Here is a 26,011-nt window from a genome sequence, read left to right as displayed (position 1 = left end):
ATTGATGTGTTCCCTCATAGAAATATCTTGTCTGGGTGCATCCTTTTAAGTACGATCTAACGCGGTGCCTCATAAATATGCACCAACTCATTGAGTAAACAGGACATACCCCCAAGCGGGCGTTCAACACAAGATCCTGCTTCAGGCGGGAAGGGCAGCCGAGGAGTACGCTCGTGATCAATCTAGGTTCCTTGTTCGGGAAATCGAGTCCGCCGCTGGCCGGGCTCGATATCAGCACGTCGGGCGTCCGCCTGGTCGAGCTGGAAAACGCCGGCAAGGGTGAACTGCGCCTGGAGCGCTATGCCGCCGAACCGCTGCCGCGTGGCGCGGTCGTGGACGGCAACATCGAAAACATCGAACAGGTGGCCGAGGCCGTGCGCCGCGTCTGGAAAAAGAGCGGCACCAAGGCCAAGCACGTGGCGCTCGGCATGCCGCCGGCCGCGGTCATCACCAAGAAGATCATCCTGCCGGCCGGCCTGTCGGAAGACCAGTTGGAAGTGCAGGTGGAGTCCGAGGCCAGCCAGTACATCCCGTTCGCGCTGGACGAAGTGAGCCTGGATTTCGACGTGATCGGCCAGGCCCCGAATTCGGCCGAAGACATGGAAGTCATGCTGGCTGCCGCGCGCCGCGAAAAGGTCGAGGACCGGGTGGCGATCGCCGAAGCGGCCGGCCTGACGGCCACCGTGATGGACATCGAATCCTATGCCGCGCGCGCCGCGCTGGTCAGAAGCGCGAATGCCAAGCCCGGGCAGATCGTGGCGCTGTTCCAGATCGGCGCCCAGGCCACCCATGTGTCGGTGCTGCAGGACGGCGAGACCATCTACGAGCGCGAGCAGCCCTTTGGCGGCAATACCCTGACCCAGGACATCGTGCGCGCCTACGGCCTGTCCTTCGAGGACGCCGAAACCCGCAAGCGCGCCGACGACCTGCCGGAGAACTACCGCGCCGAGCTGCTCCAGCCTTTCCTGGAAAGCGCCGCGCTGGAAGTCACGCGCGCGATCCAGTTCTTCTTCACCTCCACGCCGTACACCCGGATCGACCAGCTCTACCTGGCCGGCGGCTGCGCCGCACTGCCTGGCCTCCTCGAACTGATCGGCAGCCGCACCCGCATCCCGAGCAGTGTCGTGGCGCCTTTCCAGGGCATGTCCTACGGTCCCCTCGTGCGTGAACAGCAGCTGCGCCAGGAAGGCGCAGCCTACCTGGTTGCCTGCGGCCTGGCCCTGCGGAGGTTCGGCTGATGATCCGCATTAACCTCTTACCCCACCGCGAAGCCAAGCGCAAGCAGAAGCAGGCGGCGTTCGTGGCCATGCTGGCGGCGGGCGGCGTCGCCGGCGCCGCCGTGGTGGTGCTGGTCGGCGCCTGGAACGCCAGCCGCATCTCGGTCCAGAACGAACGCAACCTGGTGCTCAAGCAGGCCAGCGCGGAACTGGACAAGAAGATCGGCCAGATCAAGACCCTGAAGGAAGAAATCGAGGCCCTGAAGGCACGCCAGCAGGCCGTCGAGGACCTGCAGAGCGACCGCAACCAGCCCGTTTACGTGCTCGACGAACTGGTGCGCCAGACGCCGGAGGGCGTCTACCTGAAATCCTTCCGCCAGGACGGCCAGCGGGTGACGCTGAACGGCTATGCGCAGTCGCAGGAGCGGGTCGCCGAACTGCTGCGCAACGTGTCCGGATCCTCGCCCTGGCTGGAACGCCCGAACCTGACCGAGGTGCGGGTCTCCACCCTGGGCCAGGGCAAGGCGACGGCGCGCCGGGTCGTCGAGTTCCAGATGGACGTGGCGATCAAGCGCCCGCGCGAGCAGGAAGCGCAAGGCGACGGCAAGCCGGACGCCAAGTTGGCCAAGGCGGCAGGAACACCATGAATATCGATCTCAAAGACCTCGGCGCCCAGCTCGCCGCCCAGTTCCAGGACCTGCAGGGCCGCCAGCCCGGGCAGTGGCCGCTGGCCCCGCGCCTGCTGTGCGCAGCCGGCGTGATGGCGGCCGTCATCGGCCTCGGCTATTTCTTCTACTGGAGCGAGCAGTTCCAGGAACAGGAAAGGCTCGCCGCCCAGGAAGCCAGCCTGCGCGACGAATACAAGATCAAGATGGCCCAGGCGATCAACCTCGACGCCCTGCAGGCCCAGAAGGCCCAGGTCGACCAGTACGTGGTCCGTCTCGAGAAGCAACTGCCGAGCAAGTCGGAAATGGCGGACCTGCTGTCCGACATCAACCAGGCCGGCGTCGGCCGCGGCCTGCAGTTCGAGCTGTTCAAGCCGGGCCAGGAAGTGATCCGCGACTACTACGCCGAACTGCCGATCGACATCAAGGTGAGCGGCAAGTACAACGACGTCGGCGCCTTCGCCGCCGACATGGCCCATCTGCCGCGCATCGTCACGCTCAACAACATGATCCTCACGACGCGCGACGGCGCTCTGCAGCTGGAAGCGGTGGCCAAGACCTTCCGCTACCTCGACGCCGACGAGATCGGCGCGCAGAAGAAGGCGCGCAAGGACAAGAAGAAGGTCAAGGAAGGAGCGGCGAAATGACGCGCAAGCTGATGCAGACCGTTTGCGCGTTCGGCGCGGCAGCCCTGCTTGCCGGCTGCGGCGACGGCGACGTGCAGGAAGTGCGCGACTGGATGAAGCAGGTCGAGCGCGAGACCGTCCCCAAGGTGAAACCGCTGCCGGAACCGAAGGAATTCGTCCCCTACGCCTACAACCCGGGCGAAGCGGTCGAGCCCTTCAGCGAGGCCAAGCTGCTTAATGAAATGGCGCGAATGGCGGCGACCAGCACCAATCCGCTGCAGCCGGACGAGAGCCGGCCGCGCGAGGTGCTCGAGCATTACCCGCTCGACGTCATGCGCATGGTCGGCACCCTGCAGAAGGGCGGCGCCAGCTACGCGCTGGTGCAGATCGACGCGTCGATCTTCCAGGTCAAGGCGGGCCAGCGCATCGGACAGAATCACGGGTTGGTCACGCGCATCAGCGAAGGCGCGATCGACATCAGGGAAACAGTGCAGGACGCCACCGGCGACTGGGTCGAGCGCAAGGCGACGATCGAGCTGGCGGAAAGCAAGGAGACCGGGAAATGAGCCCAGGCATGAACACGCAAACCATTCGCACCCTCCGCATCACCGTGCCGGCCTGGCTGGCACGCTGCGGCGCTGCTGTCCTGATGACGCTTGCCGCGGGCGCCGCCGCGGCCCAGGGCAACGCCATCGAATCGATCACGGCCAACCAGCAGGGCGCCAACGTGGTCCTGAACATCGCCATGCGCGAAGCGCCGGCCAAGCCGCCGATCGGTTTCTCGATCACCAATCCGGCGCGCATCGCGCTGGACTTCGGCGCCACCAGCAACGCGACCGGCAAGACCTCGCAGGACATCAACCTCGGCGACGTGCGCAGCCTGAACGTGGTGCAGGCCGGCGCGCGCACCCGCCTGGTGCTGAACATGGCGCGCGCGCTGAACTATGCCACCGCCATCGACGGCAAGTCGGTGATCGTCACCGTCGAAGGCTCGGGCGGCGTGGCCCAGGCCGTGAACGCCTCCGGCATGCCGGTCGCATCGAACGCGCCCGCGGTTTCGGCTGGAAAGCACATGTTGCGCGACCTCGACTTCCGCCGCGGCAGCAACGGCGAAGGCCGCGTCGTGGTCGACCTGCCGAACGGCCAGGTCGGCGTCGACGTGCGCCAGGCCGGCAACCAGGTGATCGTCGACTTCCTGCGCACCGGCCTGCCGGAGACGCTGCGCCGCCGCCTCGACGTGACCGACTTCGGCACGCCGGTCTCGCGCATCACCACCGCGGCCCAGGGCGAGAACGTGCGCATGACCATCGATGCCCAAGGAGCATGGGAACAGTCGGTGTACCAGAGCGACACCCAGCTGATCGTCGACGTGCGTCCGGTCAAGGAAGACCCGAACCGTCCGGGCGGCAACGCCAGCGGCTACCGCGGCGAGAAGCTGTCCTTCAACTTCCAGAACGTGGAAGTGCGCGCCGCGCTGCAGGCGATCGCCGACATCTCGGGCCTGAATATCATCACCAGCGATTCCGTCACTGGCAACCTGACCCTGCGCCTGCGCGACGTGCCCTGGGACCAGGCTCTGGACGTGGTCCTGCAGGCCAAGGGCCTGGACATGCGCAAGAACGGCAACGTGCTGTGGATCGCGCCGCGCGAGGAACTGCTGACCAAGGAAAAGCTCGAGCTCGAGCAGCGCGCCCAGATCGCCGACCTCGAGCCGCTGCGCTCCGAGATCTTCCAGCTGAACTACCAGAAGGTCGAGGCCTTCCGCACCGTGTTCGGCCTGGATCCGGACGGCGGCGCTTCCGCCGACACCAGCAACCGGAACCGCGTGCTGTCCAAGCGCGGCAGCGCCATCATCGACCCGCGCACCAACCAGCTGTTCGTGACCGACATCGCCTCCAAGATCGAGGACATCCGCAAGCTGATCCAGAAGACCGACGTCGCCTCCAAGCAGGTGCTGATCGAGGCGCGCCTGGTGGAAGCGAACGACGGCTTCTCGCGCAACCTCGGCGCCAAGCTGGGCTTCGCCGACCTGCGCACCCTGCGCGGCGGCGATTCGGGCTGGCAGGTCAAGGGCAACGAGCGCGTCGCGATCGGCGGCAACCTGACCGGCGTGGGCCAGGTCACCGGCCAGACCCCGGACGAAGGCGACGGCTACACCAACACCACCATGGTCAACCTGCCGGCCGCGCCGATCGGCGGCACGCCGGCGTCCTCGCTGGCCTTCAGCCTGTTCTCCTCGGCCGCCAACCGCTTCCTCAACCTGGAACTGTCGGCGCTCGAAGCCGACGGCAAGGGCAAGATCATCTCGAGCCCGCGCGTGGTCACCGAAGACAAGCAGGTCGCCGTGATCGAGCAGGGCGTCGAGCTGCCGTTCCAGGTCGCCACCAGCAGCGGCGCGACCTCGATCACCTTCAAGAAGGCCAACCTGCGCCTGGAGGTGACGCCGCAGATCACCCCGGACGGCAACGTCGTGCTCGACGTCGACGTCAACAAGGACTCGAAGGGCGAGGAAACCCGCGCCGGCCCGGCGATCAATACGCAGCACGTGAAGACCAAGGTCATGGTCGAGAACGGCGGCACGGTGGTGCTGGGCGGTATCTACCAGCAGACCGAACGCAACAACGAAAGCAAGGTCCCGCTGCTGGGCGACGTGCCGGTGCTCGGCTACCTGTTCAAGACGACCGGACGCGAAAGCACCAAGACCGAACTGCTGGTGTTCATCACGCCGAAGATCGTGACCGACGCGGCGGCGGGACGCTGAGCGCGGCGCCCGAACGAGACATTACAACGACATAACAATAGAAAGAACAGAAGTCATGCCTTACTCTCCACAACATGATGTCCGGAGTACGATCGGCCGCTGGACCGCGATCGGCTTTGCCGCCGCCATGCTCGTTGCCTGCGGCGGCGGAGGCGGCAATCCGGGCGCCACGGGCGGCACCGGCTCGGGCGGCACGGGCACTGGAGGAACCGGTACCCCGACCGCCAGCGAGCCGAAGGTCAGCCTTGCGCTGAATGACGGCAGCGGCGCCGCCATCACCTCGCTGTCCGGCGGCCAGAGCGCCTCGGTCAAGGCGACCGTCCTGACCGCCGCCGGCAAGCCGGCCGCGAACGTCATCGTTCAGTTCAGCGCGAGCGCCGCCAGCCTCGTTACCTTCACTCCGGACACTGGCTCCGCCCTGACCGATGCCAACGGCGTGGCCGTGGTGTCGGTCAAGCCGGCGGGCACCACCTCGGCCGGCGCGACCGGGATCACCGCGACCTCGGTGGTCGAAGGCAAGACCGTGGCTGCTACCAGCAATATCGCCGTCGGCGCCGCGCCCCTGACGGTCGGCACCTTGAGCTTCGGTTCGACCCAGACCGGCCGCCTGCCGGCCTTCAGCACCGTGTCGCTGAACATCCCCGTGACCAGCGGCGGCCAGCCCGCAAGCTCGGTGTCGGGCCTGAACATGAGCTCGCTGTGCGTGGGCATGGGCAGCGCCACCCTGGTGCCGGGCGCCTTCGCCAACGGCGTCCAGGTTGCCACCTACACCAACAACGGCTGCACCCTGGGGCGCGACACCATCACCGTCTCGGTCGGCAACTCGAGCCAGACCATCGGTATCGACGTCGATGCCGCCAACATCGGCGCCATCCAGTTCACCGGCAGCAGCGCCACCGGCAACTCGATCGTCCTGAAGGGTTCGGGAGGCCTGGGCCGCCTGGAAACGGCCCAGCTGAGCTTCCGTGTCGTCGACCAGCAGGGCAACGGCCTGCGCGGCGTGAACGTGGACTTTACCCCGACCACCACCACCGGCGGCCTGGCCGTCTTGCCCAGGAACGCCACCACCGATGCGAGCGGCCTGGTCACGACCATGGTCTCGTCGGGCACGATTCCGACCCCGGTGCGTGTGCTGGCCGAGGCGACGCGCAATGGCGTCAAGATCAGCGGCCTGTCCGACACGCTGACCGTGTCCACCGGCCTGCCGATCCAGAAGTTCATGTCGATGAGCGCCGAGACCTACAACATCGAGGGATGGAACCGCGACGGCGAGGAAACCGAGGTCACGGTGATGATGGCTGACCAGTACGGCAACCCCGTGTCGGACAACACCGCGGTCAACTTCGTGACCGAAGGCGGTTCGATCGGCTCGGCGGCCCAGGGCGCCTGCCTGACCAAGGACGGTGCATGCACCGTGATCCTGCGCTCGCAGGAATTCCGCCCGCTGGACGCCCGCGTCACCGTGCTGGCCTACGCCCAGGGTATCGAGAACTTCGTGGACGCGAACGGCGACGGACAGTACACCTGCCTCTCCCCGGCCGCCACGCCCTACCGTCCGCTGGTCGACAAATGCCTCAGCGGCGGCGAAGAATTCCCGCAGCCCGCGACCGGGCAGCAGGGCGATATGGGCGACCCGTTCCTGGATGCCGACGGTGACGGTGTCTACAACGCGCAGAAGGGCGACCTGCCATTCCCCTACGGCGGTGGCGGCTACAAGGCGGAGGGTAACAAGGAATGGGGCCTGAACTACATCCGCCGCTCGATCGAGCTTGTGTTCAGCGGTTCCCATGCGCGCCTGATCCGGCAGTTCCGCGAAAGCGACGGCACCTGGCGCGACTGGACTGCGGCCGACGGTGAAGCGACTGACCTGAAGGGCAAGAACGGTGCGGCCTGCTCGGCGGTTGATCTGCACTTCCGCCTGACCGACAGCCTGAATAATCCAATGCCGAGGAACACGACGCTCGTGACGACCGATGCCACCAACGTGACGGTCTCAACCGTGGCCCCGGCATCGGTAGTCAATACCACGGCGCGCGGAGGAACGCTGCATGCCATCACGGTGACGCCGGACGCCAGCTGTAGTCCGGGCGCGTTTACCCTGGACGTCAAAACCCCGAGAAATACGGTGACCTCCTACAAGTTCAAGTACATCTAAGGGCGGATTTGACGCAAAAAGAGGCGGCCAGTCTATACTGGCCGTCTTTTTTCATTTCTGCGGACCTGGCAGTGCCTCATCCCAAGAACAACAACATCTTCCTGGTCGGTCTGATGGGGGCGGGAAAGACCACCATCGGCCGCCAGCTGGCGCGCAAGCTCGGCATGCGCTTCGTCGATTCCGACCACGAGATCGAAGCGCGCACCGGGGCTTCGATTCCCTGGATCTTCGAGATCGAGGGCGAGGCCAGTTTCCGCCGGCGCGAAGCGGACATGATCCGCGAGCTGAGCGCCCAGGACGGCCTGGTGCTGGCCACCGGCGGCGGCGCCGTGCTGAATCCCGCCAGCCGCGCGCTGCTGGCCGAGCGCGGCACCGTGGTCTACCTGCGCGCCTCGATCGGCAGCATCCTGCAGCGCACCGCGCACGACAAGAACCGCCCGCTGCTGCAGACCGCCGACCCGCGCGCCAAACTCGAGGAACTGCTGGCCCAGCGCGACCCGCTGTACCGCGAGATCGCGGACCTCGTCATCGATACCGGCCGACCTAACGTACAATCGATGGTACAGATCATTTTGGACCAGCTCGTCGCGCAGGATGCCGCTTATGCGTCCGCCCGCGCGCGCCGGCTGGCAAGCGACCCGATGAACGCAATGAACCAAGCGGCACCCACCATCCTCAACGTCGAACTGGGCGAGCGCAGCTACCCGATCACGATCGGCCCCCGCCTGCTGGACGACGGCGCGCTGCTGGCGCGCCACATCGACGGCGGCAAGGCCGCCATCGTCACCAACACCACCGTCGCGCCGCTGTACCTGGCGCGCGTCGCCGGCGCCCTGCGCGCCGCCGGCCGCGAGGTGGTCGAGATCATCCTGCCGGACGGCGAGGAGCACAAGAACTGGCAATCGCTGAACCTGGTGTTCGACGCGCTGCTCCAGCACAAGTGCGACCGCAAGACCACCGTCGTGGCGCTGGGCGGCGGCGTGATCGGCGACCTGGCCGGCTTCGCAGCAAGCAGCTACATGCGCGGCGTGCCCTTCGTGCAGGTGCCGACCACGCTGCTGTCGCAGGTCGATTCCTCGGTGGGCGGCAAGACCGGCATCAACCACCCGCTCGGCAAGAACATGATCGGCGCGTTCTACCAGCCGCGCGCCGTGATCGCCGACACCGCCACCCTCGACACCCTGCCGCCGCGTGAACTGGCGGCCGGCCTGGCCGAGGTGATCAAGCATGGCGCCATCCTCGATGCTGCCTATTTCGAGTGGATCGAGGCCAACATCGCCAAGCTGGTGGCGCGCGAGCCGGAAGCGATGGCCTACGCGATCGCGCGCTCCTGCGAGATCAAGGCGGAAGTCGTGCGCAAGGACGAGCGCGAAGGTGGCCTGCGCGCGGTGCTGAATTTCGGCCATACCTTCGGCCACGCGATCGAGGCCGGCCTGGGCTTCGGCACCTGGCTGCACGGCGAAGCCGTCGGCTGCGGCATGGTGATGGCGGCCGACCTGTCGGCGCGCCTCGGCCTGATCGACGCGGCGACCGTGGAGCGCGTGCGCAAGCTGGTGCAGGCGGCCGGCCTGCCGACCGTGGCGCCCGACCTCGGCCTTGATCGCTGGATCGAGCTGATGGCGGTGGACAAGAAGAACGAGGGCGGGGAGATCAAGTTCATCCTGCTCAAGCCCCTGGGCAGCCCGTCGATCACGACGGCGCCGCCGGAGGTCCTGCGGGCAACATTGGCCAACTGCGTGGCCGCCTGCCAGGAGTAAACGCCATGGACTTCGACGCACGCCTTGCCCCTTATGCAGCCCATTCGTCGAAGTCGCGCGGCCGGACCCACATCGAGCCGCCGGCAGGATCGCGCAGCGAGTTCCAGCGCGACCGCGACCGCATCATCCACTCGACCGCCTTCCGCCGGCTCGAGTACAAGACCCAGGTCTTCCTGAACCACGAGGGCGACCTGTTCCGCACCCGGCTCACGCACAGCATCGAGGTGGCCCAGATCGGCCGCACGCTGGCGCGCAGCCTGGGGCTGAACGAAGACCTGGTCGAAGCCACCGCGCTGGCGCACGACCTCGGGCACACGCCTTTCGGCCACGTCGGCCAGGACGTGCTCAACGAGTGCATGAAGGACTACGGCGGCTTCGAGCACAACCTGCAGAGCCTGCGCGTGGTGGACGAGCTGGAAGAGCACTACGGCGCCTTCGACGGCCTCAACCTCACCTTCGAAACCCGCGAGGGCATCCTCAAGCACTGCTCGCTGGCGAACGCCCGCCAGCTGGGCGAGCTCGGGCGCCGTTTCATGGAGCGCAGCCAGCCCAGCCTGGAAGCGCAGCTGACCAACCTGGCCGACGAGATCGCCTACAACAACCACGACATCGACGACGGCCTGCGCTCCGGCCTGCTCACGATGGCGCAGATGGAAGAAGTCGAGCTGTTCGCGCGCCACCGCCATACGGTCGAGACCCAGTATCCGGGCCTGCCGGGACGGCGCGCGCTGTACGAGACGATCCGCCTGATGATCACGGCGATGACGGCCGACCTGGTCGAGACCTCAAGGGCCTTGCTGGAGGAAGCGGCGCCGAAGGACATCGACGACGTGCGCGCCTCGCCGCCCCTGATCCGCTTCTCGCCGCAGATGCGCGCGGAGACCACGGCGCTGAAACGCTTCCTGTACGCGAACCTGTACCGGCACTTCCAGGTGAACCGCATGCGCGTGAAGGCCAGCCGCATCGTGCGCGAGCTGTTCGAGGCCTTCCTGAGCGATCCGGTGCTGTTGCCGAACGATTACCAGGTGGAAGGGGATCCGATGCGGCAGGCGAGGAAGATTGCGGATTACATTGCGGGGATGACGGACCGGTATGCGATCCGGGAGCATCGGCGCATCTTCTCGCTCGATCACTTCTGAGTCAACAGCCGCTGATTATCGTAGGGTGGGCGGCTCCACCCGGTCATGCGATCAGCAAGAGCAATATCGCCGCCCACGCGTTCAGCAGGTAGAAGAACAGGCGCACGGGCCGCGTCGCCGTAGTTTGAACGCGTGGGCGGCGCTCATGGAGCGTTCGGCATGTTCCCGGGTGGAGCCGCCCACCCTACGAACTTCTGAGGCCTAGTCGAACAGGCCCGGCGTCCCCAGCTCCTGCAGCAGCTTCTTCACCGGCGCCGGCAGCGGCGCCTCTCCGATCGCATGCAGGTCCCACCACAGGTGCCTGCCGGTTGCACTCCCACGTGCATCCAGCGTCACCTGCCACGGCGCGATATGCAGCTTGTAGTGGGTGAACACATGCACCAGCGGCCTGAGCGCCTGCACCTCGTCCACCGTCCCGAACTGCGCCGCGGCGGCGGCCACCTCCGGCGACGACACGGCATCCACATCCACCCCCAGGTGCCCGTCGACCTCCGGCAGCGACATCAGCCCGCCCCAGATCCCGGTGCCCGGGCGCTGCTCCAGCAGCACCTGCCCGCGGTCGATCACCACCAGCAGTGCGGCGCGCTTTTCCGGCGTGGCCTTCTTCGGCTTGCGTACCGGGAGTTCCGCCGTGCGCCCGGTCGCGTAGGCGACGCATCTCGCCTGCAGCGGGCAGCGCGGGCAATCCGGGCGGCTGCGGGTGCACAGCGTCGCGCCCAGGTCCATCAGGCCCTGCGTGTACGACTCGATCCCTTCCGCCGGCAGCAGCGCATCGGCGCGCCGCCACAGCGCATCCTCGACCCGTTTTTCGCCCGGATACTGGTCGATGCCGAACACCCGCGCGAACACGCGCTTGACGTTGCCGTCCAGGATCGCGGCGCGTGCGCCGCTGGAGAAGGCGGCAATCGCCGCGGCGGTCGAGCGGCCGATGCCGGGCAGCTCGGCCAGCAGCGCCGGGTCGCTCGGGAACACGCCGCCGTAGTCCTGGACCACGCGCTTGGCGCAGGCGTGCAGGTTGCGCGCGCGGGTGTAGTAACCCAGGCCGCTCCAGTGCGCCATCACGTCCTCGCTCGGCGCCTCGGCCAGCGCCTGCACGGTCGGGAAGCGCTCCAGGAAGCGCGCGTAGTAGCCGAGCACTGCCGCTACCTGGGTCTGCTGCAGCATGATCTCGGACAGCCAGATGCGGTAGGCGTCGGTGGTGTTCTGCCAGGGCAGGGTGTGGCGGCCGTGGCTGCGCTGCCAGTCGATTACCGCCTGCGAGAAGGTCGGGTCGGCCAGCTGGTCGAATTCGGTGAGGCGTTTCATGCTGCTTGTTTCTCCAATACTGCGGCGAGCTGCTCCGCCATGCCCGCCAGCTGCGCGCGGGTGCCGTCCCAGGCCTGCTGGCTGCTCTCGAAGGCGGCGATCTTCTGTTCCAGGCTGTCGGTGGCGTCGTGGATGCGCTGGATCGAAGCCTGGCGGTGGCGCAGCTGGTCGCGGTGCTGGCGGATCGCCGTCTCGAGCGGGGCCATGATCACCTTCAGCCAGGCTTCCGCATCGGTGTTGGCGGCGCGGAAGATGTGGCGCACGCGCGAGGCGATCGAGTCGAAGAAGCGCTCGAGCAGGGTGGCGCGGCTGGTCATGAGCAGGGTGGCGGTGCCGAACTGCTTCAGGAACAGCGCTTCCACCTCATCGATTTCGCGCCGGTAGCGCTCCAGCGACAGCGACATCGGGCTGCTCAGGGACAGGCCATGCTCGCTTGAAAACTTGCGGACCATGCTGTCCATCATGGCGCCGATCTCGCCGACCTTGCCCGATGACGCCTCCAGGTTGGCGCGCATCGCCTCGAAATAGCTGCGCACCGGCGCCCGCATGCCGGTCGCGAAGCGCGCCGCCTGCATGGCCGCGCGTACGGCCTCGGTGTGCTCCTGCACGGCGTCCATGCCCAGCGTCGAGTACAGCTCGGTGGACAGGCGCGCGAACACCGCGCGCGTGCCCTGCAGCTTGAACAGGCTGGCGTCGAATTCCTTCTTTTCCAGCTCGACGCGGCGCATCATGTGGGCGATCACGCCCTGGTTCTTGCCGCGCAGGCTTTTCAGTTCCTGCAACTGCTCGACCAGGTCGCGCATGCGCGCCGCGCCCAGCGCCTGCTGGCCGGCTGCCAGCTGCTCGAGGTCTGCGCGCAGCTGGCCCGCGATGATGGCGCGGCGTGCCGGGACCAGGTCGTGGAACAGCGCGGCTTCCAGCAGGCCCAGGCGGCTCTTCTCGAACAGGGCCATGTCGCCGTTGATCTTGCCGACCAGGGCCTTCTGCGCTGACACCGGGTGCACGCGTGCGGCATCCAGGCCGAGCAGCTGGGCGGCATCGTGCTGCTGGCGTGCGATCTCGGCCTCGTTTTCCTGCGGCGAGCGCAGTTCGTCCCACATGGCGTCGATCTTGTTCAGCACCGCCAGGCGTCCCGGCCCGGCGCCGATGTGGGTGCGCCAGACGTCGATGTCGCTCCTGGTCACGCCGGTGTCGGCGGCCAGCACGAACAGCACCGCGTGCGCGTTGGGGATCAGCTTGAGGGTCAGCTCGGGCTCGGTGCCGATCGCGTTCAGGCCGGGCGTGTCGAGGATCACCAGACCCTGTTTCAACAGCGGGTGGGGCAGGTTGATGATGGCGTGGCGCCATTGCGGGATCTCGACCGTGCCGTCCGCGCCCAGGCTAGAAGCGAGGTCCGGGTCTTCCGGATCCCACAGGCCGTATTCCTGCGCCTCGAGAGAGGGCACGCGGCGGGTCTGGCTCACCTGGCGGAAGGCCTCCGTCATGCGCTCCGGGGCGTCCAGTTCGAGCGGCAGCACGGTCCAGGCAGCGGCGTCCTCACGGAAATCGCTGGTGGACAGGTGCTGGCGCCGGGTCTCGATCGGCAGCAGGCGAATGCAGGGCGGCAGCGCCGGGTCGTACAGCAGTTCGGTCGGGCACATGGTGGTGCGCCCGGCACTGGACGGCAGGATGCGCTGGCCGTAGTCGGCGAAGAAGATCGCGTTGATCAGCTCGGTCTTCCCGCGCGAGAACTCGGCCACGAAGGCGACCGACAGGCGGTCGTCGCGCAGGCGCGCCAGGGCGCGCCCGAGCTGCTGCTCGCCGGCGCCGTCGATCAGCGCGGCCTCGCGCAGCGCGGCGCCATAGCCCTCCAGCTGCTGCGCGACGGCGGCGCGCCAGGCGCCATACTGTTGAAAATCCTGCATCTTTGTGGGTTCGTTACGTTCAGCGCTGGCATTGCACGCAGTAGAAGGTCGAACGCTGGCCCTGCTTGATCTGGCGGACCGGCGACCCACAGTTGCGGCAGGGCACTCCAGCACGATCATAGACGAAATATGTCTGCTGGAAATACCCAGATTGCCCGTTTACCGCAATAAAGTCGCGCAGCGTACTGCCGCCCTGCACGATGGCAGCCGCCAGGATGTCCTTGATGGCCTCGGCCAGGCGGTCGTAGCGGGCGCGGCTGATGCGCGCGGCCGGCGTCTTCGGGTTGATCCCGGCGCGGAACAGGCTTTCGCAGGCGTAGATGTTGCCGACGCCGACCACGATGTCGCCCGCCAGCAGCACCTGCTTGATCGGCGCATTGCGCTTGCGCGTCTCGCGCCACAGGAGTTCGCCCGAAAAGCCCTCGCCCAGCGGCTCCACGCCGAGCCCGCGCAGCAGCAGGTGTTCTTCGAGCTCGCCCTCGTCCTTGCCGTGCCAGAGCACGGCGCCGAAGCGGCGCGGGTCGTGCAGGCGCAGCACCTGCCGGCCCTCCGGACCGTTCACCACCAGGTCGAAGTGGTCGTGCTTGCGCGGCTCGATCCCGGGCGGCAGCACGCGCAGGTGGCCGGACATGCCGAGGTGGACGATCAGGGTGCCGTGCTCGAATTCGATCAGCAGGTACTTGCCGCGGCGGCCGGTAGCAAGGATGCGGCGTCCGGCCAGCAGCTCGGACAAGCCGGGCGGGAAGGGCCAGCGCAGGCCTTCGCGGCGCAAGACCGCCCCCTCGACGACGCGGCCTTCGATATGGGGCGCGACACCGCGCCGGGTGACTTCTACTTCTGGCAGTTCAGGCATGGGGTAAGGGGAGTGGTGTAAATTCTTAGGCAGCAATTAAGTAAACGCGCTGCAGTGCACGCGGGCGCATGCTTGAGCGTAGAATCAGAGACAACATCTCAGAATGGAATTGCCTTGAAAAACGCTTTCGTCATTGTAACCCTCTCCAGCATCCTGGCGGCATGCGCTGTCGCGCCCGGACAGCAAACCGCACAACAGGCCGCGCCCGGGGCCGCAAGCGCCACTTCGGACACGCCGCTGGCCGACGCCGAGGCGCAGTCCGGCGACGCCGACACCGCGCAGGCGGACGACGAGGAGGAGGCTGAGGCGAAAGCACGAGCCGAGGTGGAAGCGCGGCTGCCGAAGGTCGAGCTGACCAGCAGCATGCTGAACCAGTTACTTAAGGCCGAGTTTGCATTCCGCAAGGGCGACTGGCAGGGCCCGTATCTCACCATGCTGTCGCTGGCCCAGCAGACGCGCGACCCGCGCCTGGCGCGCCGCGCGGCCGAGATGGCCGTAACCGCGCGCCAGGCCGACGACACCCTGGCCGCCGTGCGCCTGTGGCGCGAGCTCGACCCGAAGTCGGACGAGGCAACCCAGTACTTCGTCGGCATGGTGGTCACCTCGGACAATATCGCCGACGTCGAACCGATCTTCGTGGAGCGCCTGAAGGAAGCGCCTGCGGACAAGCGCGGCGTGCTGCTGTTCCAGATCCAGCAACTGCTCGGCCGCGCCAAGGACAAGGACGCGGCCAATGCGATGCTCGAGCGCGTCATCGCTCCCTACAACGACACGTTCGAAGCGCACATCGTACGCGCCCAGGCGGCCCTGGCGCGCGGCGACCGGGAAGCGGCCCAGCGCGCAGCCCAGGCCGCGCTTGCCGTCAAGCCGGATTCCGAAATCGCGGTGCTCATAATGGCCCAGGTCATCGGGGACGACGCGAAGATCGCCCCGATGCTGGAAGCCTTCCTGAAAACCCATCCGGAGGCGCGCGAGGTGCGCGCCGCGCACGCCCGGGTACTGGTCAACCAGAAGCAGTACCCGCAGGCGCGCGCCCAGTTCGAGACCCTGCTCAAGGGACGCCCGGACGATGCCGGCAACCTGTACGCGCTGGGCGTGCTGGCCACCCAGATGAACGACGCCAAGGCCGCCGAAGGCTATTTCACCCGCTTCGTCGAGGTGCTCGGCCGCAATCCGGACGACGAGCGCGACCCGACCCGGGCGCTCTTGATCCTGGCCCAGATCGCGGACGAGCGCGGCGATGTCCCCGGCGCGCTGGCCTGGCTCGACAAGGTGCCCGCGGGCACCGACCCCGAGCTGCTGCTCAGCGCCCAGCTGCGCCGTGCCCAGTTGATGGCCAAGGGGGGCGACCTGGCGGGCGGGCGCAAGCTGCTGGCCGGCCTGAAACCCATCGAGCCGGCGCAGCAGGCCCAGGTGGCGGTGGCCGAGGTGCAGCTGCTGCGCGATGCCGGCCGCCTGCTGGAAGCCTATACGCTGATGGAAGCCGCCGCCAAGCGCTTCCCGAAGAACCCGGACCTGCTGTACGACTTCGCCCTGCTGGCCGAAAAGGTCGGCCGCGTCGAGGTGATGGAAAAGCTGCTGCGCGAGGTGATGGCGCTGGCGCCGGACAACCACCACGCCTACAACGCCCTCGGCTATTCGCTGGCCGAACGCAATGTCCGCCTGCAGGAAGCCTACACCCTGATCGCCAAGGCGCTCGAGATGGCGCCGGGCGACCCCTTCATCATGGACAGCATGGGCTGGGTCCAGTACCGCCTGGGCAAGCTGGACGAGGCCGAAAAATACCTGCGCAATGCCTATGCGCTGCGGCGCGATCCGGAAATCGCCGTGCACCTGGGCGAGGTGCTGTTCCAGAAGGGGCAGCAGGTCGCCGCGCAGGAGTTGTGGCGCGAGGCGCGCGCCAAGGACCCGCAGAACGACACCCTGCGCAGCACGCTGGCGCGCCTGCGCCAGAGCTTGTGAAATAATCCACGCTTTCGATTCCGACCCATTGCCGATGCCGATTACCCGACGCCTGTCCCTGCTCGCCCTCAGCGCTGCCTTCATCACCCTGGCCGGCTGCGCCACCACCAGCACCAATGTCGCCACCGTGGGCGCCTACCGCGACAGCATCGACCTGGACGGCCGCCTGTCGGTCAACTACCAGAAGAGCGGCAACCGCGAATCGATGACCGTCAATTTCGACTGGGCGCAGCGCCCGGGCCGTGTGGATGTCACCATCGCCAACCCGCTGGGCCAGACGGTCGCGACCATCGAGGTCACGCCCCAGTCGGCCACGCTGACCCAGGCCGGTCGCGCGCCGGTAACGGAAGCCGACGTCGACACCCTGAGCCAGCGCACGCTGGGCTGGCCGCTGCCGGTGTCCGGCCTGCGCGACTGGCTGCAGGGCTATGCCGTGGACGCGCAAGGGCAGCGCTTCAGCGCATCGCCGGCAGGCAACGAGGTCGTCACGCAGGACGGCTGGCGCCTGCGCTTCGTCGAATGGCAGGACCCGAATGCCGCCCAGCCGGCGCCGCGCGTCATTCACGCCACCCGGGCCGCGGTGGGCGACATCCAGGACCTCGAGATCCGCATTGTCATCAATCAGGCAGGGCAGGGATAAGCATCAATGCGTTCGCTTCACCATTGCCCGGCTCCGGCCAAACTGAATCTGTTCCTGCACGTGACCGGCCGCCGCGCCGACGGCTACCACCTGCTGCAAAGCGTGTTCCAGCTGATCGACCACGGCGACACCCTGCATTTCGACCTGCGCGAGGACGAACTCATCGTGCGCACCAACGAGGTGCCGGGCGTGCCGCAGGAGCAGGACCTGATCGTGCGCGCGCTGCGCCTGCTGCAGGCGGAGTACCAACGCCGCCACGGCCGCCTGCCGCCGGGCATCGATGTCGCCATCGAGAAGATCCTGCCGATGGGCGGCGGGCTGGGCGGCGGCTCGTCGGACGCGGCCACCGCGCTGATGGCGGCCAACCACCTGTGGCAGGCCGGATTGACGCAACAGGAACTGATGGACCTGGGTCTGCCGCTCGGCGCCGACATTCCGTTCTTCCTGTTCGGCGAGACCGCGTTTGCCGAAGGCGTGGGCGAAGCCCTGCAGGCCGTGCCGGGCCCGGATTGCTGGTACGTGGTGCTGGAGCCGGGCGTCGCGGTGCCGACCCCAGCAATTTTTTCCGCGCACGATTTGACGAGGGATACGAAGCCCGTTACAATAGCGGACTTTTCCAGCAGCCTCGCTGTTTCAGGCAAGCAGATTGGCTTCGGGAGAAATGATTTGCAGGACGTGGCTGAGCGCCTGTTCCCGCCGGTAGCAGAGGCGGTGAGATGGTTGAGCGGCTACGGCGATGCCAGGATGACTGGCTCTGGGGCATGTGTGTTCTGTGCCTTCTCCGGCGAGCGCGAAGCGGACCAGGTTCTGGCACAGGTGCCGGAGCGGTGGAAAGCCTGGAAAGCGCATTCGCTGGCGAGCCACCCGATGAAATCGCTCTTGCAAATCAACGAGTTGTAGAATAAAATTTTGCCTGTCGCGACGTTAGACGTTAAAATACGTAGAATGTAACGGCAAGCAGTTCAGTCGTGTAGGGGAATCGCCAAGTTGGTTAAGGCACCGGATTTTGATTCCGGCATTCCAAGGTTCGAATCCTTGTTCCCCTGCCAAAGTTTTCCAGGCTGTCGAGGCATGATCCTCCAGCGGGATAAGCAGCGGTGCAGCGTTCGGCCTGCATCCATAAGCTAATCAGCCGGCTCGACCGGCTGATTGTTTTTCCAGATTCAACAACGCATTTCTTGGGACTCCCTCCATGGCTTACGAAAACCTGATGGTTTTTACCGGCAACGCTAATCCGGCACTAGCAGAGGGGGTCGCCAAGAATCTCGGCATTCCTCTCGGTAAAGCAGTCGTCTCGAAATTCTCGGACGGCGAAGTCATGGTCGAGATCAACGAGAACGTGCGTGGCAAGGATGTCTTCGTCCTGCAATCGACCTGCGCACCGACCAACGACAACCTGATGGAAATCATCCTGATGGTTGACGCGCTCAAGCGCGCTTCGGCAGGCCGCATCACCGCCGCCATCCCTTACTTCGGCTACGCCCGCCAGGACCGCCGCCCGCGCTCGGCGCGCGTCGCGATCTCGGCCAAGGTGGTCGCCAACATGCTGGAAGAAGCCGGCGTCGAGCGCGTCCTGATCATGGACCTGCACGCCGACCAGATCCAGGGCTTCTTCGACATCCCGGTCGACAACATCTACGCATCGCCGATCCTGCTGGGCGACCTGCAGAAGCGTAACTACGACGACCTGCTGGTCGTGTCGCCGGACGTCGGCGGCGTGGTGCGCGCCCGTGCGCTGGCCAAGCGCCTCGGCTGCGACCTGGCGATCATCGACAAGCGCCGCCCGAAGGCGAACGTGTCGGAAGTCATGAACATCATCGGTGAAGTCGAAGGCCGCAACTGCGTGATCATGGACGACATGGTCGACACCGCCGGCACCCTGTGCAAGGCCGCCGAAGTGCTGAAAGAGCGCGGCGCCAAGAAAGTCGTCGCTTACTGCACCCACCCGGTCCTGTCGGGTCCGGCAATCGACCGCATCCAGAATTCCCCGCTCGACGAGCTGGTCGTCACCGACACCATCCCGCTGAGCCCGGCCGGCGCCGCCTGCACCAAGATCCGCCAGCTGACCAGCGCACCGCTGCTGGCCGAAACCTTCAAGCGCATCGTGAAGGGTGACTCGGTCATCTCGCTGTTCGCGGAATAAGCAACACATCGTCGTTTTTGACGGCGCGCCTGGCTGACATAGCCGGCGCGCCGTTGTAACATCTTGGGTTTGGTCGTTTGGACGCCGCATGGCGTCCGCCCACAAGTATCTTGAGCGCGCAGCATGGCGCTTGTTCACGACTCCCCTGGTCGCGGGGGAGTCACCACTGGGTTACCGGGCCAGGCGTTCCTGGCATTCGGACCCGTTCATTTTGGAGTTTCACATGAAAGTAGTCGCATTCAACCGCACTCAGCAGGGGACCGGAGCGAGCCGCCGCCTGCGCAACGCTGGCCAGACCCCGGGCATCATCTACGGTGGCGCCGACGCCCCGCAACTGATCGCTCTGGATGGCAACGCGCTGTTCCACGCGCTCAAGAAAGAAGCTTTCCACGGTTCGGTCCTGGACCTCGAAATCGAAGGCAAGACCCAGCAAGTCCTGCTGCGCGACTTCCAGATGCACGCATACAAGCAACTGGTCCTGCACGCTGACTTCCAGCGCGTCGACGCATCGAAGCCGATCCACACCAAGGTCACCCTGCACTTCGTCAACGCCGAGATCTCGCCAGCCGTCAAGCTGAGCAGCGCTGTCATCTCGCACGTCGCCAACGAACTGGAAGTGGCTTGCCTGCCGGGCAAACTGCCGGAGTTCATCGAAGTCGACCTGAGCAAGCTGGAAGCCGGCCAGTCGATCCACGTGAACGACCTGACCCTGCCGGAAGGCGTGACTGCGCTGACCCACGGCCAGAACCTGACCCTGGTGACCACCTCGATCCCGCGTGGCGCTGCTTCGGCTGAAGCCGCTGCTGAGTAATATCTTTCTTTGCCGGCCGCTTCGGCGGCTTGCTGGAATCGAAAACCCGCCGTGGCTTAGCCCGGCGGGTTTTTTGTTTTCCATCCTGGCGCCCTGCAACTCGTAGGGTGGGCGGCTCCACCCGGATGTCGGGATCAGCCGTGACGTCAGTGCCGCCCACGCGTTCAACAAGCGGGTGAGCAGACGCGCAGGCAGCAGCACCGTGATTTGGACGCGTGGGCGGCATTGGCGTACGGGCGGATCACATCGCCAGATGGAGCCGCCCACCCTACGTTTTTCAGCGATAATCCTGTTTTTCCCAGAATCAAAGTAGACAGCGCATGTCCATCCGTCTGATCGTCGGCCTCGGCAACCCGGGCCCGGAGTACGAACAAACCCGCCACAACGCCGGCTTCTGGCTGGTCGACAATCTCGCCAATTCGCTGCCGGGCTGCCGCCTGCAGCGCGAATCGCGCTTCAATGCGATGGTGGCGAAGACCCGGATCGCGGGCAACGAAGTCTGGCTGCTGGAACCGCTGACCTACATGAACCGTTCCGGCCAGTCGGTCGGCGCGCTGGCGCGCTTTTATAAAATCAATCCGGACGAGGTGCTGGTCGTGCACGACGAACTCGACATGCTGCCGGGCGTCGCCAAGCTCAAGAAGGGTGGCTCCTCGGGCGGGCACAACGGCCTGAAGGACATCACGTCCGCGCTCGGCACCCAGGAATACTGGCGCCTGCGCCTCGGCATCGGCCATCCGCGCAGCCTCAACCTCCAACAGGGCGTGGCCGACTTCGTGCTGCACCGCCCGCGCCGCGAAGAGCAGACGCTGATCGAGGAATCGATCGACAAGGCCCTGCGCATCATTCCGCTGTGCTGCGAAGGCAAGATGGACGTGGCGATGATGCAGTTGCATACCGCCTGAACCCGCGCTAGCGTCCCTGCACCACGACCTGTCCACGCAGGTCGCCCATCATGCGCTCGAGCGCGGGCCGCATGCTCCGGTAGTCTTCCGGCGTACAGGTAGCCGCCATATGCCGGAACTGCAGGCGGCGCTTCACCACCACCTCATTTCCCTGCCGCGCATACTGCGAGCGGTAGAAGAACCTGCCGTCATCCACCGTCACCCCTTTGGGCAGCGCCAGCACGCGGGTGCGCGGCGGCAGCGCATAGCGCAGCTCGTCCTCGGCATCGATGGCGGGGCAGACGAATTCCTGGCGCCGTTCCGGCTCGCGTCCCAGCTCGAATACCGCGTCGCCCAGTCCGCCCCAAAAATTGTAGGTGGTGGCCAGTGCGGCCGGACCCGGTAGTCGGACGAAACCGTCTGTCGCGCCCGAGAAACCCAGCGTGTAGTCGTCCCGGGGCGATCCTTTGCCGGCGCTGTCGGTCTCGCCCGGCTCGAACAGGCCGTCGCCCGTCTGCCCAAGCCCTGCCAGCATGCGCCTGACAAAACGCTCGCGCTCGGACTGGGGCGTGCCGTGCACGGCCTGGCGGTAGGGTTCGGCGATGGCGCCGCCGCTGGTGCGCCGGACATGGAAGCGGCTACTGCCGTCGCGCGCGATATCGAAACGCGTCAGGGTGCGGCTGCGTGCCGGCTGGTAGATGGGCGTGACCGCAAACCCGCCGGACTCCGCCAGCAGCACCGGTTTGCCGAGCAGGCTTGGGGGCAGGAAGCCGCCCGCGACCGTGCCGGCGGTCGGATCCAGGAAGAGCTGCAATTCTGGCACGTAGACGATCACGTGGTTCAGCACGCCCAGCGTCGGCACCGCGGGCAGGCGATAGGCATCGTCGCCGTTGACCAGCGCGGCGCTGGAGGGGATGCCGGCGGCGGCCAGCAGGGCCTGCAGCAGCACCGCGTGGTCCTTGCAGTCGCCATAGCGGTTCGCCAGCACCGACGAAGCCGGGTGCGGCACCACGCCGCCCGGCCCCAGGTAAACCGCGACGTAGCGGATGTTTCGCCGGACCCAGTCCGACAGCGCGATTGCGCGCGCCTGCACGTCGTCCAGTCCTTGCGTGAGCTGGCTTGCCAGCGCCGCGATGGCAGCGTCCGGCCTGGCTGCCGCGCTGGCACGCGCATGATAGGCCTGCGCGAAGGCCGGGTAGTCGGGGAAGGTGGAGACCGCCAGCCGCCGGCCATGGTCGAGGTAGCTCACCGAGCCCTGCTCGATGCGTGCGTTGTCGCCGTCCACATAGCGAAAGGCATGGCGGCGGCGGCCCGGCGCGCTGCTGGTGGCCACCGGCACGAAGCCGACGGCGTCCGCCTGCAGTGTCATCGAGGCCGGCAGATCGTAAGTGAGCCGGAAGTCCTTGTGGCGGTAGGGGCCGGCCACGGTGAAATCTTCGAACTGGCCGGGAAACAGGGGCGTATGACGCCGGAGAGAATAGCGCAGGGTGAGCGTGTCGCCGGCCTGCACGCCGGGGAAGATGAGGACTTTCAGGCGCGTGTCCTGGAACATGGGCGCCTCGAGCGAGGCCGCTTCGTGCTGGTCGCGGATCTGTTGCGGTTCAAGCTTCACGCGGCGTCCGTCGGGCTTGGTAGTCCAGGCTTCGATGGATTCCACCTTGTCGAGCGAGCCATTGAAGCTGATGAACTGCTCGGCATGCCGCTCGACGGCGGAGGGCGTGGCGATGGTTTTCACCAGCTCGACATCGAGGGTGTAGGCGCCGTCGGCATCCACCGTGAAGTGCTGGTGATGCCGCTCGATGACGACCGAACGGTCCGTTCCGCTGTCGGCTGCCGCCAGCCGGCCGCAGGAGAACAGCAGCATCAGGAACAAGGCAAGTCGAAAGGGCATGACGGGCTCCGCGAAAGCGAAAGACCCATGTTACGCAGCGCCTCCATGCCACCCTTGAGCCTGCGCAACGACGTTCTTCCTGCCATAATTTCGCCCCATGAAGGCACTTACATTCCATGCCGGGCCGGTGGCCCTGGCCCAGATCGGCGCGCAGGGCTTGCGCGCGCAGGACATTGCCATCGTGCCGGCCGCGGCCGGCGGCCCCAAGGGATTGATCTTCCAGGCGCTCGACCAGTGGATGTTCGGCGAATGGCTCCCTGGCGCGCCGCGCGAGCGCGTGCTCATCGGTTCCTCGATCGGCGCCTGGCGCATGGCCGCCGCCTGCCAGCGCGATCCCGTCAAGGCCTTCGCGCGCCTGGGCGAACTGTACGCCGGCCAGCGCTACACCAGCAAGAAGCCGACCCAGCAGCAGATCGACGAGGTGGTGCAAGGCCTGCTGGGCGAATTCGTGCGCGGCCACGAGGACGACATCGTCAGCCATCCGCACCACCGCCTGCACCTGCTGGCGGTGCGCGGCAAGGGCGGGCTAGCGGCGCCGCAGCACTCGCGCGCCGAGCTACGCGGCTTCGCCACGGCGGCGCTGCACAACGCCTGCTCGCGCGCCTGGCTGGGCCGCATGATGGAGCGTGTGGTGATCGGCGACGCGCGCGCCCAGGCGCCGTGGCTGCGCGAGCGCTTCGACGCCTTTACTACCCATTTTTCGTCGCTGACGCGCCAGAACCTGGCGGCCAGCCTGCTGGCGTCCGGTACGCTGCCGCTCATCATGAAGCCGGTCACCGGCATCGCCGACCTGCCGCCGGGCTGCTACTGGGACGGCGGCATCATCGACTATCACCTGGCCTTGCCCTATGCGAAGGTGGCGGGGGAGGGGAAGGGCGACCTGGTGCTGTACCCGCACTTCACCCAGCACATCGTGCCGGGCTGGCTCGACAAGGGCTTCCCGTGGCGCCGCGCGGGGCGGGCGCACCGCCATTGGCTCGACAACGTGCTGATCGTTTCGCCGTCAAGCGAATTCCTGCGCACCCTGCCGCGCGCCAAGCTGCCGGACCGGGCGGACTTCAAGTTCTATGGCCTCGACCATGACGAGCGCATCCGCAACTGGACGCGTGCGATGGGGGAAGGGCAGCGCCTGCGTGACGAGCTGGCCGCGTTCGTGGCCAAGCCTGACCTGTCGCTGATCAAGCCGATCTAGGACGCGCAGCCCTCGTAATCGGTATCGAACCATCCGTCGGGCGCGCAGCTGCCGAGCAGCAGCGCCTGGATGCGCCCTGCGCGCTCGTCCAGCGCCGCTGCGTTGCGCGAGGGGTGGTAGTGGTTGGGCGCCTTGATCATCGCTACCAGCCGGATGAATTCCTCGTCCGTCGTCGCCTCGAGCGGCTTGCCCAGGTAGCTGCGCGCGGCCTGCGCCAGCCCCTTGAGCTGCTGCCCTTCATGCGTGCCCATGTAGACGGTGGCGCTATAGCGCTGCAGCTGTTCGCGCTTGGACATCCTGGCGTCCAGCACCAGCGCCATCATGTCGCGGCCCAGGTCGATGCGCTTGCAGCAGTCGAACACGCCACGATAAAACGTCTGCATCATGCCGGGCACACCGTCGAGCCGGTCCTTGCCGAGGAATAGTTCACGCGCGAGCGCCGATGAAATGGTGGCCATGCCCTGGCCCTGGCCGAGGCTCAATCCATGATGTCCGTAGAAATCCGGGTCTTCGACGCGCAGCAGGACCGCGGCCTGGCGGTTGGACAGTTCAACTTCGTGCGTCAGCGGGACCAGGCGGCGCGCGTCGTCGAAGGCGCTCCATGCCCAAACGGCGGCCACCGCCAGGTAGGCCAGCAGGAGCAGCGCCAGCAGCATGGGCAGGCGCCACCAGGCCTTGCGCGCGCGGCTCATGGCAGCACTCCCGATGCGGGCAGGGTATCGATGGCGCGTGGCAGCGCGTGGTGTGGCATGGCATTCCAGGAAATGGTGGATTTTTGATCTTATCAGCAATAAACCCGGCAAAAATACGCGCTTTTACACCTATCCACTCTGTAATCGGACACAACAGCACGAGCGGCGCACGCCGTTTTTTTCGGCAACCCGGCCCGTCCGAGGTTACAATGTGGGGTTTTGGAGCAGGCAGCATTCGCGCTCCGCGTTCACCGAATAGAAAGAGTTCCCATGAGCCTCCAATGCGGCATCGTCGGCCTGCCGAACGTCGGCAAGTCCACCCTGTTCAACGCCCTGACCAAGGCCGGCATCCCGGCTGAAAACTACCCGTTCTGCACCATCGAGCCGAACGTCGGCGTGGTCGAGGTGCCGGATCCGCGCATGCAGGCGCTGGCTGACATCGTCAAGCCGGAACGCGTTGTGCCGGCCATCGTCGAATTCGTCGACATCGCAGGCCTGGTCGCCGGTGCGTCGAAGGGTGAAGGCCTGGGCAACCAGTTCCTGGCGCACATCCGCGAGACCGACGCCATCATCAACGTGGTGCGCTGCTTCGAAGACGACAACGTGGTCCACGTAGCGGGCAAAGTCAGCCCGATCGACGACATCGAAGTCATCCAGACCGAGCTGGCGCTGGCCGACCTGGGCGCCGTCGAGAAGGCGATCCACCGCGAGAACAAGAAGGCGCGCTCGGGCGACAAGGATGCCGCCAAGCTGGTGGCAATCTGCGAACGCATGCTGCCGCACCTGAACGAAGGCCAGCCGGTCCGCACCCTGGGCCTGGACGCCGACGAGATGGCCCTGATCCGCGAACTGCACCTGATCACCGCCAAGCCCGCGATGTATGTCGCCAACGTCTCGGACACCGGTTTCACCGACAACCCGCTGCTGGACAAGCTGACCGAGTTCGCGAAGAAGCAGAATGCGCCGATCGTGGCCATCTCCGCCGCAATCGAATCGGAAATTGCCGAGATGGACGACGCCGACAAGAAGGACTTCCTGGCCGACATGGGCATGGAAGAGCCGGGCCTGGACCGTCTGATCCGCGCCGCCTACAAGCTGCTGGGCCTGCAGACCTATTTCACCGCCGGCGTGAAGGAAGTGCGCGCCTGGACCGTGAAGGTCGGCGCTACCGCGCCGCAAGCGGCGGGCGTGATCCACACCGACTTCGAGCGCGGCTTCATCCGTGCCCAGACCATTTCCTACGATGACTACATTACCTACAAGGGTGAGGCGGGCGCCAAGGAAGCGGGCAAGATGCGGGCGGAAGGCAAGGAATACATCGTCAAGGATGGGGATGTGTTGAACTTCCTGTTCAACGTCTGAGCATGCGATCGGAATCTCCAGGATTCCAGTGACAATCAAAGCCCCGGTTTCT

At 66.5% G+C, this 26,011-nt stretch carries 21 protein-coding genes and 1 tRNA gene; 17 read left to right on the top strand and 5 right to left on the bottom strand.

Going from position 1 to position 26,011, the window contains the following annotated elements:
* Nucleotides 1-173 precede the first annotated feature (173 nt).
* From FG94_RS06910 to FG94_RS06875, 8 genes are all read left to right on the top strand, one after another.
* Nucleotides 174-1,238, top strand: coding sequence for a pilus assembly protein PilM (locus FG94_RS06910; RefSeq protein WP_036208864.1), 1,065 nt, complete (start codon nt 174-176; stop codon nt 1,236-1,238).
* The gene (locus tag FG94_RS06905; RefSeq protein ID WP_036208862.1) at nt 1,238-1,864 is read left to right on the top strand and encodes a PilN domain-containing protein; all 627 of its coding nucleotides are present in this window, start codon (nt 1,238-1,240) and stop codon (nt 1,862-1,864) included. Before FG94_RS06910 ends, FG94_RS06905 begins: the two co-directional genes overlap by 1 nt.
* Complete coding sequence (locus FG94_RS06900; protein ID WP_036208859.1) at nt 1,861-2,529, top strand: type 4a pilus biogenesis protein PilO; 669 nt, start codon at nt 1,861-1,863, stop codon at nt 2,527-2,529. Before FG94_RS06905 ends, FG94_RS06900 begins: the two co-directional genes overlap by 4 nt.
* On the top strand, nt 2,526-3,074 hold the full coding sequence (locus FG94_RS06895; RefSeq protein ID WP_229445881.1) for a pilus assembly protein PilP: 549 nt from the start codon (nt 2,526-2,528) through the stop codon (nt 3,072-3,074). Before FG94_RS06900 ends, FG94_RS06895 begins: the two co-directional genes overlap by 4 nt.
* Nucleotides 3,075-3,082: 8 nt before the next feature.
* Nucleotides 3,083-5,269: a type IV pilus secretin PilQ gene (gene pilQ, locus FG94_RS06890; protein ID WP_036208856.1), complete on the top strand. Its 2,187-nt coding sequence runs from the start codon at nt 3,083-3,085 to the stop codon at nt 5,267-5,269.
* Nucleotides 5,270-5,324: 55 nt separating this feature from the next.
* Nucleotides 5,325-7,424: an Ig-like domain-containing protein gene (locus FG94_RS06885; protein ID WP_152570875.1), complete on the top strand. Its 2,100-nt coding sequence runs from the start codon at nt 5,325-5,327 to the stop codon at nt 7,422-7,424.
* A 113-nt stretch (nt 7,425-7,537) separates the two neighbouring features.
* The gene (aroKB, locus tag FG94_RS06880; RefSeq protein ID WP_036209319.1) at nt 7,538-9,181 is read left to right on the top strand and encodes a bifunctional shikimate kinase/3-dehydroquinate synthase AroKB; all 1,644 of its coding nucleotides are present in this window, start codon (nt 7,538-7,540) and stop codon (nt 9,179-9,181) included.
* A gap of 5 nt (nt 9,182-9,186) precedes the next feature.
* Nucleotides 9,187-10,320 (top strand): deoxyguanosinetriphosphate triphosphohydrolase, encoded by a 1,134-nt coding sequence (locus FG94_RS06875; RefSeq protein WP_036208850.1) that lies wholly within the window; start codon nt 9,187-9,189, stop codon nt 10,318-10,320.
* Nucleotides 10,321-10,521: 201 nt separating this feature from the next.
* Here FG94_RS06875 and mutY read toward each other — a convergent pair whose 3' ends face one another.
* The 3 genes from mutY to mutM are packed head-to-tail and all read right to left on the bottom strand — an operon-like array spanning nt 10,522 to nt 14,382.
* Nucleotides 10,522-11,625 carry an A/G-specific adenine glycosylase gene (gene mutY, locus FG94_RS06870; protein WP_036208846.1) on the bottom strand — a complete coding sequence of 368 codons (1,104 nt, stop codon included), beginning with the start codon at nt 11,623-11,625 and terminating at the stop codon, nt 10,522-10,524.
* A complete protein-coding gene (locus tag FG94_RS06865) occupies nt 11,622-13,529 on the bottom strand; it encodes a dynamin family protein (RefSeq protein WP_036208843.1) in 1,908 nt (635 codons plus the stop codon). Before FG94_RS06865 ends, mutY begins: the two co-directional genes overlap by 4 nt.
* A gap of 19 nt (nt 13,530-13,548) precedes the next feature.
* On the bottom strand, nt 13,549-14,382 hold the full coding sequence (gene mutM / locus FG94_RS06860) for a bifunctional DNA-formamidopyrimidine glycosylase/DNA-(apurinic or apyrimidinic site) lyase (protein WP_036208840.1): 834 nt from the start codon (nt 14,380-14,382) through the stop codon (nt 13,549-13,551).
* A 114-nt stretch (nt 14,383-14,496) separates the two neighbouring features.
* Between mutM and FG94_RS06855 the strand changes: the two genes are divergently transcribed.
* The 7 genes from FG94_RS06855 to pth all read left to right on the top strand — a co-directional run bounded on the left by FG94_RS06855 (nt 14,497) and on the right by pth (nt 20,843).
* Entirely contained in the window at nt 14,497-16,344 is a 1,848-nt protein-coding gene (locus FG94_RS06855) for a tetratricopeptide repeat protein (protein WP_036208838.1), read from the top strand.
* A 34-nt stretch (nt 16,345-16,378) separates the two neighbouring features.
* Nucleotides 16,379-16,984, top strand: coding sequence for an outer membrane lipoprotein LolB (locus FG94_RS06850; protein ID WP_036208835.1), 606 nt, complete (start codon nt 16,379-16,381; stop codon nt 16,982-16,984).
* Nucleotides 16,985-16,990: 6 nt separating this feature from the next.
* Nucleotides 16,991-17,884, top strand: a complete 894-nt coding sequence (gene ispE, locus FG94_RS06845) for a 4-(cytidine 5'-diphospho)-2-C-methyl-D-erythritol kinase (protein WP_036208833.1) — start codon at nt 16,991-16,993, stop codon at nt 17,882-17,884.
* 72 nt (nt 17,885-17,956) lie between these two features.
* Nucleotides 17,957-18,033: transfer RNA gene (locus FG94_RS06840), tRNA-Gln, on the top strand.
* A 143-nt stretch (nt 18,034-18,176) separates the two neighbouring features.
* Nucleotides 18,177-19,127 (top strand): ribose-phosphate pyrophosphokinase, encoded by a 951-nt coding sequence (locus tag FG94_RS06835; protein WP_036208830.1) that lies wholly within the window; start codon nt 18,177-18,179, stop codon nt 19,125-19,127.
* 223 nt (nt 19,128-19,350) lie between these two features.
* Nucleotides 19,351-19,938 carry a 50S ribosomal protein L25/general stress protein Ctc gene (locus tag FG94_RS06830; RefSeq protein WP_027867205.1) on the top strand — a complete coding sequence of 196 codons (588 nt, stop codon included), beginning with the start codon at nt 19,351-19,353 and terminating at the stop codon, nt 19,936-19,938.
* Between the two features lie 320 nt (nt 19,939-20,258).
* Entirely contained in the window at nt 20,259-20,843 is a 585-nt protein-coding gene (pth, locus tag FG94_RS06825; RefSeq protein WP_027867204.1) for an aminoacyl-tRNA hydrolase, read from the top strand.
* A gap of 7 nt (nt 20,844-20,850) precedes the next feature.
* Here pth and FG94_RS06820 read toward each other — a convergent pair whose 3' ends face one another.
* Nucleotides 20,851-22,713 (bottom strand): DUF3857 domain-containing transglutaminase family protein, encoded by a 1,863-nt coding sequence (locus tag FG94_RS06820; RefSeq protein ID WP_036208827.1) that lies wholly within the window; start codon nt 22,711-22,713, stop codon nt 20,851-20,853.
* Between the two features lie 97 nt (nt 22,714-22,810).
* Here FG94_RS06820 and FG94_RS06815 point away from each other — a divergent pair, with 97 nt between their 5' ends.
* On the top strand, nt 22,811-23,905 hold the full coding sequence (locus FG94_RS06815; RefSeq protein ID WP_036208824.1) for a patatin-like phospholipase family protein: 1,095 nt from the start codon (nt 22,811-22,813) through the stop codon (nt 23,903-23,905).
* Here FG94_RS06815 and FG94_RS06810 read toward each other — a convergent pair.
* Nucleotides 23,902-24,597 carry a transglycosylase domain-containing protein gene (locus FG94_RS06810; RefSeq protein WP_036208821.1) on the bottom strand — a complete coding sequence of 232 codons (696 nt, stop codon included), beginning with the start codon at nt 24,595-24,597 and terminating at the stop codon, nt 23,902-23,904. The genes FG94_RS06815 and FG94_RS06810 overlap by 4 nt on opposite strands.
* A gap of 270 nt (nt 24,598-24,867) precedes the next feature.
* On the opposite strand from FG94_RS06810, the gene ychF reads away from it, so the two are divergent.
* Nucleotides 24,868-25,959 carry a redox-regulated ATPase YchF gene (ychF, locus tag FG94_RS06805; protein ID WP_036208816.1) on the top strand — a complete coding sequence of 364 codons (1,092 nt, stop codon included), beginning with the start codon at nt 24,868-24,870 and terminating at the stop codon, nt 25,957-25,959.
* The last annotated feature ends 52 nt before the right edge of the window (nt 25,960-26,011 follow it).

Source organism: Massilia sp. LC238 (genome assembly GCF_000735635.1).
In the GTDB taxonomy this organism is placed as follows: Bacteria; Pseudomonadota; Gammaproteobacteria; order Burkholderiales; family Burkholderiaceae_D; genus Telluria; species Telluria varians.
Note: the sequence above shows the minus strand (reverse complement) of the source record. Positions and strands in the feature narration are given on the sequence as shown.